At 59.0% G+C, this 10,740-nt stretch carries 7 protein-coding genes and 1 pseudogene; 3 read left to right on the top strand and 5 right to left on the bottom strand.

Features of this window, described 5'->3' with window-relative positions; genetic code table 11:
- Together PA598K_RS08630 and PA598K_RS08625 are read left to right on the top strand one after the other, a co-directional pair.
- The coding region (locus PA598K_RS08630; protein ID WP_185601727.1) for a DUF4179 domain-containing protein at positions 1–978 on the top strand (978 nt) is incomplete at its 5' end.
- A 263-nt stretch (positions 979–1,241) separates the two neighbouring features.
- Entirely contained in the window at positions 1,242–2,585 is a 1,344-nt protein-coding gene (locus PA598K_RS08625) for a sodium-dependent transporter (protein WP_128656566.1), read from the top strand.
- A 144-nt stretch (positions 2,586–2,729) separates the two neighbouring features.
- Here the strand turns inward: PA598K_RS08625 and PA598K_RS08620 are convergent, their stop codons facing one another.
- A complete protein-coding gene (locus PA598K_RS08620) occupies positions 2,730–5,168 on the bottom strand; it encodes a glycoside hydrolase family 31 protein (RefSeq protein WP_128656565.1) in 2,439 nt (812 codons plus the stop codon).
- Between the two features lie 127 nt (positions 5,169–5,295).
- On the opposite strand from PA598K_RS08620, the gene PA598K_RS08615 reads away from it, so the two are divergent.
- Positions 5,296–6,186 carry an AraC family transcriptional regulator gene (locus PA598K_RS08615; RefSeq protein WP_128656564.1) on the top strand — a complete coding sequence of 297 codons (891 nt, stop codon included), beginning with the start codon at positions 5,296–5,298 and terminating at the stop codon, positions 6,184–6,186.
- On the opposite strand, the gene PA598K_RS08610 is transcribed toward PA598K_RS08615, so the two are convergent.
- The 4 genes and pseudogenes from PA598K_RS08610 to PA598K_RS37845 all read right to left on the bottom strand — a co-directional run.
- Positions 6,173–7,849, bottom strand: a complete 1,677-nt coding sequence (locus PA598K_RS08610; RefSeq protein WP_128656563.1) for a ribonuclease J — start codon at positions 7,847–7,849, stop codon at positions 6,173–6,175. The two genes, PA598K_RS08615 and PA598K_RS08610, sit on opposite strands and share 14 nt — an antisense overlap.
- 126 nt (positions 7,850–7,975) lie before the next feature.
- A complete protein-coding gene (locus PA598K_RS08605) occupies positions 7,976–9,571 on the bottom strand; it encodes an extracellular solute-binding protein (RefSeq protein ID WP_128656562.1) in 1,596 nt (531 codons plus the stop codon).
- A gap of 40 nt (positions 9,572–9,611) precedes the next feature.
- Positions 9,612–10,493: a carbohydrate ABC transporter permease gene (locus PA598K_RS08600; protein WP_128656561.1), complete on the bottom strand. Its 882-nt coding sequence runs from the start codon at positions 10,491–10,493 to the stop codon at positions 9,612–9,614.
- Positions 10,494–10,509: 16 nt separating this feature from the next.
- Positions 10,510–10,740, bottom strand: a pseudogene (locus PA598K_RS37845) (sugar ABC transporter permease); the annotation flags it as partial.

The raw sequence follows: 10,740 nt of genomic DNA, 5'->3' as shown, positions 1-10,740 counted from the left end.
CGACGCGCTTGGGCGCGTCCGGTGGCGGCTGCCGCTCTGGTGCTGACGTTAGGCGGCGCGGCAATCGGCGCGACATTCCCTGCCTATGCGGCGAACATCCCGCTGGTCGGCGATATTTTCAAGCTGGTCGACGAACGGCTCAATAACGGCGGGTGGTATACCGACTACAAGACTTACTCCACCGAGATGAATATGAGCGCCGAGAGCAACGGCATCAAGATCACCCTCGGCGACGCCGTCTTCGACGGCAAGACAGTGACGCTCAGCTATACGCTGGAGAGCGATCGGGACCTGGGAGAACGACCGATGATCCTCGGCTTCCCGGATATCCGCGGGTCAAACGGCGGCGGCGGCTCGCAAGTCTCGTTTAAGCTGGAGGATGGGAAATATGCCGGCATCCTGAACGCCGACAGCGTCAATCTTAACGGGGTGGACCACATCAAGCTCCGCTGGCGGATCGATGAGATCTCCATTATGGAGAGCAAAGAGAAGATCGCGGGCGACTGGCGCTTCGCACTTGCGCTCGACGCGACCGAGCAGTCCGTCCAACTCGTCGATCAATCTCTGGAGCATGACGGTGTGAAGCTGACGATCGACAAGCTCGTCGCAACGCCAATGACCACCATCTTGAGCTACCGATCGCTCATCTCTGAGGAGGTCTATGCGGACTGGGATGCTGTCGACATCGAGCTGACGGCGCGCGATGATCTTGGGCATGCGTACGCCAGTCGCAATGGCAGCTCTAAGGGCACAAGTCAGGATGGCGGGATGGCGTGGGCGCACACCCAGACGCTAGAGAAGCTGAACCCCGAGGCGAGCGAGCTGATCGTCACGCCGTCACTCCGTTACTATGTGCATACCAAGGAAAATCACGGCGGCATCGACGAAAACGGAAAGTCCTACACCGGCTCCGACAAGCCAGCTAAAGAGGACCGCAACCTCGTCTTTGAAGACATCGTTATTCCGCTTTCAGAATAGTATCCAGACGACAAGGCCGCCCTGCGGTACAAGGTCATTAAGAATCTCCTCTTAATGGCCTTGCCCCTGGGCGGCCTTTTCCTGTCCTTCTTCCGATTCCTTATTGCTTCGTGTGCGTTGCATCACTGAACTGTGTTGGCGCTCCGCGTTACGGTTAAGTAATGTCAGCGGCCAAGCTCTTGGCAACCGCCCCTGATGAGAATAACTCGGCTCATATGGGCAAAGCTGAGTATAATTATTTCGACTTCCCGGAGGTTCGTCACATGGCAAACACAAGCAATCGCAACAACCGTCCAACCGAGCAATTTTCGCGGCTTGGCTTTATCATGGCTGCCATCGGCAGCTCGGTGGGGCTGGGCAATATGTGGAAATTCCCTTACATTACCGGAGAAAACGGCGGCGCAGCGTTTTTCCTGTTGTTCATCGTCTGTCTCGTGCTGGTGGGACTGCCTGTGCTGCTGGCCGAGCTGGCGATCGGCCGCAGCGGCAGGGCGAGTGCGGCATCGGCATTTACACGGCTCGGCGGCGGCCCGCTCTGGCGCGGCGCAGGTCTGCTGCAGGTGCTGACACCGTTCCTCATCTTATCCTTCTATATTATCGTCGTCGGCTGGACCTTCCACTACTCGATCCTCGCCTTCAGCGGCCGACTGTTCGCGACCAGCGACTTCGGCGGGCAGTTCGACGGCTTCATCACCAGCTACTGGCCGATCTTCTGGCAGGTCGTGGCGATGATCGCGATCGCCTGGGTCATCGCCAAGGGCGTCTCGAGCGGCATCGAGAAGTTCAACAAAGTTCTGTTGCCGATCATGGCCGGCCTGCTCGTGCTCCTGATGGTGCGCTCGATTACCTTGCCCGGCGCCTCGGAGGGCATCGCCTTCTTCCTGCGTCCCGACTTCTCGGTGCTGACGCCCGAGTCGGCGCTCGTCGCGCTAGGACATGCCTTTTTCTCGCTCTCGCTTGGCATGGGCATCCTGATGACCTATGGCGCCTATGTCGATCAGCGCCAGCCGCTGGGCACGGCGACCGTGGCGATCGGCATCGGCGACCTGATCTATGCCTTGATCGCCGGGCTGATCATCTTCCCGACGACGTTCTCCTTTGGCATCGCTCCGGACGAAGGCCCGCGTCTCGTCTTCATCGCGTTGCCGGCCGCCTTCTCGGCGATGCCGCTAGGCTGGCTGTTCGGCGGACTGTTCTTCGTGCTGCTGGCGATCGCCGCGATCACCTCCGCCGTCTCAATCCTTGAGGTGCCCGTCGCCTTTGCCAAGGAGCAGTGGGGTTGGAGCCGGACGCGCTCGGCCTGGACGGTCGCCGCGATCTGTTTTGCATTCGGCATGCCGCTCGGGCTGTCCAACGGGATCATGCCGGGCCTGGTGATCGGCGAGCGGACATTGTTCGACTGGATCGACTTCATCACGGCCAACATCCTGCTGCCGCTCATGGGCTTGCTCATCACGATCTTCGCCGGCTTCCGCTGGAAGGCCGCAGCAGAGTCGACTGGCCTCAGCCAAGGCTGGCTCCGCCTGTGGCTGCTGGCGCTGCGCTATGTCGCGCCGATCCTGATGCTGCTCGTGCTGCTCTATACCTCAGGCGTGCTCGCGTTTTGAGGCGTCGCCTCCTGTCATAGCCAGACCAACAGGGCAGCCCGATATCTATCGCGGCTGCCTTGTGCTCACCTGCCCTCGACGTCCCCGCTTCAGAAGATCTCATGAACCTTGCAGCGACTGACGTCTAACCAGGAGTACTGACATCTAGCCAGAGATGCGGAGCTCCATAGCCTCTCCTGTGTAGATCGCATGCGCCTGCTTGGCGCTACGCTCATATCTGCCGTCCTGGGCCGAGTAGAAGAGAACGGTCAGCTCGATGTCCTGCCGCATCCCGAGATAGGTGCCCTGTCTGTCGCCGATCTGCAGGATCTGATGTCGCTCATCCCAGTTGATCGGTACGACCGCATAGCTTCCCTGCTCATAACGATAGCTGTCTCCCTCATCCTCGTAATACTCGAAGCGGGCATCCGCTCCCGTATACACGTGAATGTGGAGCCGCTCCCCCTCGCGATCCGCCGCATGCTGCATCTGCTCCTTCATCGGCAGGATCGCCCCGCTCCGCACATAGAGCGGCATCTGGTCCAGCGGCGCATCGGCCTCGATCGTCTGACCGCCTGCGTATACCCGATCGCTCCAGTAATCGAACCATTCGCAGCCCTGGGGAAGATAGACGCTGCGAGTCATCGCAGTCGTCTCCAGCGGTCGGGAGCGACGGTCGTACAGCATCGGCCGGATAACCGGACAGACGAGCAGCGACGGACCGAACATGAACTGATCGTCGACATCATAGGTGGCCGCATCAGCTCTAAAGTCAAATGGCAGCGCACGCAGCATCGTGTAGTCATCCCTGTGCACGCGGAAGGCGACGCTATAAATGTACGGCAGCAAGCGATAACGAAGCTGCAGGAAGCGGACCAGCGCCTCGTAGAACGGCTCGCCTGGCTCCCCGAATCGCCAGATCTCCCGAGGGGTATCCGTCCCGTGCGAGCGGAACATCGGCAGGAAGGCCCCATACTGAAACCATCGGACATACAGCTCGCGATAACCAAGGTCATCGACGCCATCGTCATAGTCGCCGCTCCAGAACCACAGCTCCGGCTTGTTCTGGACGAAAAAGGCGCCAATATCCGTCGTCCAGTAAGGCGAGCCCGTAGCGCAGAAGTTCAAGCCGTCAGCGATCTGCTTGCGCAGCGTATCCCAGTTGGCGCAAATATCACCGGACCATGTGATCGTGCCGTAACGATGCTGTCCCCCGTAAGCCGAACGCGTCAGATTGACGACCCGCTTCTCCTCGGTGGTCTGTCGCTGCCCCTCATAGATCCCTTGCGAGTGGAGCAACGAGTAGGCGTTCGTCAGCTCCGGATCGAGATAACGCTTCGCTTCGTCCGTATTGATCCGCATCCGCTCCTCGGGCCCGGGCTTGACTGCTCCCTTCCAATCCGCCTCGAACGGCTCTGTACAGTCGCACCACCAGGCGTCGATGCCCTGAGAGAACAGCCCTTCTCTGGCTTGCTTCCAGTAGAGCGCACGCGCTTGCTCCTGGAACGCGTCATAGGTCGCGCGATTGCCGAGCAGCGCATTGTGGGCCAGCATTTCCTTATGGTTGTCACTGTCCGGGTTCATGATCGGCCAGATCGATACCATCAGCCTTGCATCCATCCGATGCAGCTCGGCCATCATCCCTTGGGGATCGGGGAATCGTACCGGATCGAGCGTCTTCTGGCCCCACAGATCGCCAGTCCAGGATTGCCAGTCGAGGACGATGCAATCCAGCGGCAGCTCCCGTCGTCGATACTCGCGGACGACGTCGATGAGCTCCTGCTGCGTGACATACCGTTCCTTGGACTGGACATAGCCATACGCCCATTTAGGCAGCATCGGCGCTTTGCCGGTGATCCCTCTCAGCTGCCGTACAACCTCGTCGAGCTCCGGACCATAGACGAAGTAATAGTCCAGCTCATCGTCCGTCTCGCTCGCGAGATAGGAGCCGAAGGCATCGTCATGGAACGTCATGGCAGCGTAGCTGTCCATCAGCACGCCGTATCCACGCGTCGATACGAGCACAGGCACGACGGCCTTCATATTTTGCTGATACAGATATTGATGCTGACCTCGCAGATTGAACATGCCTTCTTCATGCGAGCCCAGTCCGTACAGCGCCTCCCCATCTGACCATTCAAACGACAGCTTGCTCTGATACGCCCGGCGGTCGACGATGCGTGTCGCCGCATCGGCGCGTACCCGGAGGCCGTCTGCGCCTTGACCTGTCTCCAGCTCGACATCGGCGTCGAATACCGTCTTCACGACCTCGATCTCCGACAACGTCTTGCCGCCCTGGAGCGGCTCCCGGACGAGCAGCGCTCCTTGATGATCATAGTAGCTGAATGCCCCGGTCTCCCGGTCGATGCGAAGGTTGAGCCGCGACGTGCTCACGGTCAGATGATCGGCATGCTCCGCCACCTCAGCCCGCGCATCAGGGTCCGGCTCGGCGATGACCATATAGCTTGGCTTCGTACTGAATTGCTCTTCCAACGTATATTGGATGCGCAGGATATTTTCGCTATACGCCGTTAGCCTCATTTTGCCTCGGCTTGTCGTCAGCTCGAGACTGTCATCCTTTTGGATAACGCTTTCAATCTTCAATGTTATCCACTCCCCTTGTGCTTCCTGTATTCGTTAATCCGTGTTACTATCATGATATTGATTCTTATATGCAATATCTAACGCAATATTGATATTTATTAGCACAATTTTGATCGGAGCTGAATAAATGCTAGAATATCGCTTTCGCGAAACGGTCCGTCATGGCTCCTCGGAGCTCCCGCTTGCCGTCTATCACGTCGACTCCCTCCCCGGAGAGACACGAATCCTGCCGCTGCACTGGCATGAGGAGATCGAGCTGATCTCGATCCGCCGCGGGGAGGGCATCTTCACGATCCATCACCAGGACTATGCGCTGCGCGCCGGCGAGTCCGTCATCGTCAACGCTGGCGAGCTGCATTGCGGCAGCTCCGAGGCGGGCTGCGACTATACTGCGATTGTGTTCAAGCTGTCGTGGCTATCGGCGCTCTACTCCGACCGTTGCCAACGCGAGTACCTCCATCCATTGCTCGGCGGCGAGCTGCTGTTCCCGACCCGCATAGCCGAGCTGCCCGTCGCCGCTGCTGCCCATGCCAGCATCTCACGACTGATCGACGCGTATGACCGCCCAGGCATCGCTCGCGAATGGGCGATCAAGGGGCAGCTCTATTCGCTGCTCGCCGAGCTCAGCCCCTACCTGGTGCCGCGCCTGCAATACGACAACACCCATCGCAGCGCGCCCGAGCGCTGGAAGCCGGTCATCGACGTCCTGGAGTATATCACGCGCCATTATCAAAAGCCGCTCACCCTGGATGAGCTGGCAACGGTCGGCTCGATGACATCCTCTCATCTGTGTCGACTGTTCAAGCAGCTCACCGGTTCGCGGCCGATCGAATATATGAATTACTTGCGTGTGAATCGCGCGGCGTCAATGCTCGAGTCGGGCGACTGCAGCATTCTGGAGGCGGCGATGGACAACGGCTATCAGCACCTCAGCTACTTCGCCAGACAGTTCAAGAAATTCAAGCATATGACGCCCTCGGACTACAAACGCCAAGCGTTGCAAACTAGATCTGAATAATGATCGGCAGGATCATCGGCCGCCGCTTGGTCTCGGCATAGACGAACTTGCCCACCGCCTCCTTGACAGACTGCTTGTACATCGACCAGGAGTTCGTCCGGTTGTCCTGCAGCTGCTCGACCGCCGCGACTGCCAGCCGATTGACCTCCTCCATCAGTCCCTCCGACTCCCGCACATAGACGAAGCCTCGGGAGATCACATCCGACTTGGAGACGCTCATGCGGCCATCGATGCGCGTGAGGGAGAGGATGACGATCAGGATCCCATCCTCGGAGAGCACCTTGCGATCCCGCAGCACGATATGGCCGACATCGCCGATTCCCAGACCATCGACCAGCGTATCGCCGCTATGGATCTTGCGCTCCTGCCGGGCGACGCCTTGCTCGATATCGACCACATCGCCATTGCTCAGGATGAAGCTATGCCCCTTGGCGACGCCGACTGCTTCTGCCAGCAGCCGATGCTGGTAGAGCATCCGCAGCTCCCCGTGGACGGGGATGAAGTACTTGGGCTTCATCAGCGTCAGCATCAGCTTCAGCTCCTCCTGGCTCGCATGTCCGGATACATGCATACCGGTGACGGAGCCCGAGCCGTAGATGATGTTGGCTTGACGGTCGAACAGATGGTCGACGACGCGGGCAACGTTGCGCTCATTGCCCGGGATCGGCGTCGCTGCGAGGATGACCGTATCGCCGGCCCGCACCTCGACCTGACGATGCGTGCCGCTGGCCAGCCTCGCCAGCGCCGCCGCCGGCTCGCCCTGGCTGCCGGTGCAGAGGATCGCTACACGCTCCGGCGCGTAGCGGTTCACATCCTGCGGCTCGATGAGCATATCCGGCTGCAGTCTTAGATAACCGAGCGGCGCGGCGATCTCGACCGCATTGACCATGCTGCGCCCGAGCAGCGCAATCTTGCGTCCAGTATGCGCAGCCGCGTCGATCACCTGCTGCAGCCGGTTGATGTTGGAGGCGAAGGTCGCCAAGAAGATCTTGCCCGTCGCATCCTCGAAGGCTTTCATGATCTGCTCTCCGACCGTACGCTCCGATGGCGTGAAGCCCGGCCGCTCGGCATTGGTGCTCTCCGAGAGCAACGCCAGGACACCGCTCTCCCCGATCGCAGCCATCTTGTGGATGTCCGCATATTGACCGTTCACCGGCGTCAGATCGAACTTGAAGTCGCCGGTGTGGACGACCTTTCCTTGCGGCGTATGGATGACGATGCCGAGACAATCCGGGATGCTATGATTGGTGCGGAAGAAGGTCAGCTCCGTCTCCCCGAGCCTCAGCCGGCTGTCGGCGTCGATCTGATGCAGCCGTGTCGTCGCCAGCAGCCCGTGCTCGGAGAGCTTGCGCTCGATCAGTCCGAGCGTCAGCTTGGTCGCGTAGATCGGCAGGTTCAGCTGCTTGATCAGGTACGGAATGCCGCCGATATGATCCTCATGTCCATGCGTGACGACGAGCGCTCGCACCTTCTCCTGGCGCTCGAGCAGATACCCGACGTCCGGGATGATGACGTCGATGCCGAGCAACGTCTCATCCGGGAATTTGGAGCCGCAGTCGATCGCGACGATATCTTCATTCGATTGAATCACGTACATATTTTTTCCGATTTCGCTGACGCCGCCCAGAGCGGCGATCGATAGCCGGTCGTTCGCAGATTTCACTTATCCCGCCTCCATCTCGCATGTGCTCCCCCACGCAACTTTCATTTACTATGTCTTGGGGAGGAACATTTTATGCGATTGGGAGGCGAGACAGCGCGTCAATCTAGAGGCCCGCGCACCGCAATGTTAGGAGTCAAACAAGCTCTTTTTCTTCTCAAATGTCTCGTTGGCCCATGCGACCAGCTTATTCAAGCCGATCTGCTCTGCAGTTTTCAGCAGATTTTCGTAATGCGCCATCGCCTCCTCCTCTGAGCTGGCGAGGTAGATTTTGACCTTCTCGTTTTTGATCATCTCGTCGATCTTCGTCTTGATCGTCCGCTCCTCCGAGTCCGGGCCGCTCTGGATAACGCCGAGCTGCGGCCGGTATTGCGTGATCGCCTTGATCTCCGTCAGCGCCTGCGTCGTCGACGTGCCCGGCACATAGCTCCAGAGCCCTTCGGTGATCGCATCGTTATAGAAGTAAAACCACTTGATCCCGTTCGACTCGACAAAGCTGGAGTCGTTCGGATTGTACTTCAGATCCGGATACCCCTCCTCGTTCCAGGTCCAATGCTCGCCCTCGATGCCGAACATCGTCAGCTTCTTGCCCTCGTCGCTGCCCAGGAACTTCAGGAAGTTGATCGCTTTGTCGGGATGCTTGTTTTTCTTCGTCACGAACGTGCCGGCGAAGCCGACGCCGCCGCTGACGATACGCGCCTCGTCGGTCAGGGCGGAAGGGAGCATCCGGAAGCGGAAGTTGCCGCCTTCGTTTTCGATTGCGATGTTGTCCGTCGCCGCGACACTGACCGTGTGGGCATGAGCGAACGCTCTGCCGCTGGTCGCGTATTGGTCGTCGATCTTGTCGTTGGCATGGGCGAAGTTCTCGGCCAGGATATAACCGTTGCGGTAGAGACTGTTCATGAACTTGAAAAACTCGGGCATCTTCGGATGATTGATATAGTAATCCACCTTGCCGTCAAACTCGGTCCACGAGCCGAAGTAGGAGCCAACGCCAAACTGCACGAGGAAATATTGCTCCAGCCATTCCTTATCCAGCACGAGCGGCACGACGTCCGGATACTTGCTCTTGACCATGCCCAGCACCTCGACGAAGTCATCAAGCGATTCGATCGCCGGGTTGCCTAGCTCCTCCATCATGTCCTCTCTGACCGCGATGCCCGGATTGCCGTCATTGCCGAGCGCATACTTGTTGGCCGCCCACTCCTCCTGCGTCGCAAACGAGTTGCGCACTGTGTAGAAGTTGCCGTCCGGCATCGTATGAATCGCGATACGCGTCGAGTCGATCTCGAAGTCCGGGGCGTACTGCTCGATCAGTTCGTTCCAGGAATACGAAAGCTTGCTGTCGGAGAGCCGGCTGACATTGTTGTACGTGAATACGAGGTCCGGCAGATCGCCCGAGGCGATCATCAGCGGCAGCTGATTGTCGTCGGTGGCGACGGTAATTTTCAGCTTGACGCCTGTCTCCTCCGTGATCTTGTCCGCGATCGGTCCCTTCCACTCCTTGACCGGATACCATGGTGCGTCGATGAACATCGTCATCTCTACCGTCTCGTCGGAGCCGCCCGTCGAGTCGCTCCCTTCCGGAGCGTTATTCGCCCCTGTCTCGCCGGAGCCGCCATTCCCGGGACTGTTGCCGCCGCTGCACGCCGTCATGGCCAGGGCGAGCGCCAGCAGGATCGATAGGACGAGCATGCCTTTCCTTCTTGCCGATTGCCTTCTCATAAGAACCCCTCCTGTGTAGAGTAAGTATGGATAACGACATTTATCCTTTGACCGAGCCGAGCATGATGCCCTGGACAAAATACTTCTGCAGAAACGGATAGACGCACACGATCGGCGCGATCGAGACGACCATCGCCGTCACCTGCAGCGAGTAGCTGGTCACGCCAGCCGAGCTGCTATTGGCCGCAGCGATCGCGTCCATCGGCGAGTTGCTCTTATTAATCACCTCCATCATCCGGTACGTCAGCGTCCGCAGCCCCTCCGACTGGACGAAATAGGCCGAGTCGAGCCAGGCGTTCCACTGCCCGACGCCCAGGAACAGCGCCATCGTCGCCAGCAGCGGCGTCGAGACCGGCAGGATGATGCGAGTGAAGATGACGAGCTCCCCCGCCCCGTCCATATGCGCCGACTCCTTGAGCTCGGGCGGAATCTCCCGGAAGAAGGAGATGGCGATCAGCAGGAAGAAGGTGCTGAGCATCGTCGGGATAATGTAGACGCCAAACGAATTGAGCAGCCCAACCGAACGAAGGACAACATAGTAGGGGATCAGTCCCCCGGAGAAGTACATGGCGAAAATGATGATCGTAAAATAGAGCTTGCTTAATACCAGATTGCGATGGGACAGCGCATAGCCGACCAGACAGGTGAGCAGTACGCCGAGCATCGTCCCGGACACCGTCCGCGCGATCGTGACGAGAAAGGCGTTGTACCAGCTCGGATCGGACAAAAACGTCTTGTAATTCTCAAGCGTGACGCTGCGCGGCCAGAAATAGACGCCTCCGAGAAGGGAGTCGGAGCCTTTGTTGAACGAAGCGATCAGCACGTAATAGAAGGGATATAGCATACTGAGCATGATCACCGTTAGCACGACATAGATGAAGCTGTCCAGCACGTTATCCTTCTGGCGTTGGGTCCTCAGCATAGGGCGCTCCTTTCTTTTAGAATAAGCTCGATCCCGAGACGCGCTTGGCGACATAGTTGCTCGAGAAGATGAGAATGACGGAAATGATCGACTGAATTAAGTCGATGGCGGCGGCATACGAGAACCTGCCGTCGCGGAGCCCAACCTTGAAGGCATACGTCTGAACAATCTCGGAGGTCGGGTTGTTGATGCTGTTGCCGAGCAAGTACGCCTGCTCGAAGTTGGAGCCGACCAGCCCGCCGCCGAG

Source organism: Paenibacillus sp. 598K, assembly GCF_003851045.1.
GTDB lineage: Bacteria > Bacillota > Bacilli > Paenibacillales > Paenibacillaceae > Paenibacillus_D.
This window is presented reverse-complemented; position numbering and strand designations above follow the sequence as displayed.

Coding starts and splice junctions, on each gene's coding strand:
- PA598K_RS08600 (WP_128656561.1), bottom strand. CDS start 10,493: ATGCTGAGGACCCAACGCCAGAAGGATAACGTGCTGGACAGCTTCATC.
- PA598K_RS08605 (WP_128656562.1), bottom strand. CDS start 9,571: ATGAGAAGGCAATCGGCAAGAAGGAAAGGCATGCTCGTCCTATCGATC.
- PA598K_RS08625 (WP_128656566.1), top strand. CDS start 1,242: ATGGCAAACACAAGCAATCGCAACAACCGTCCAACCGAGCAATTTTCG.
- PA598K_RS08615 (WP_128656564.1), top strand. CDS start 5,296: ATGCTAGAATATCGCTTTCGCGAAACGGTCCGTCATGGCTCCTCGGAG.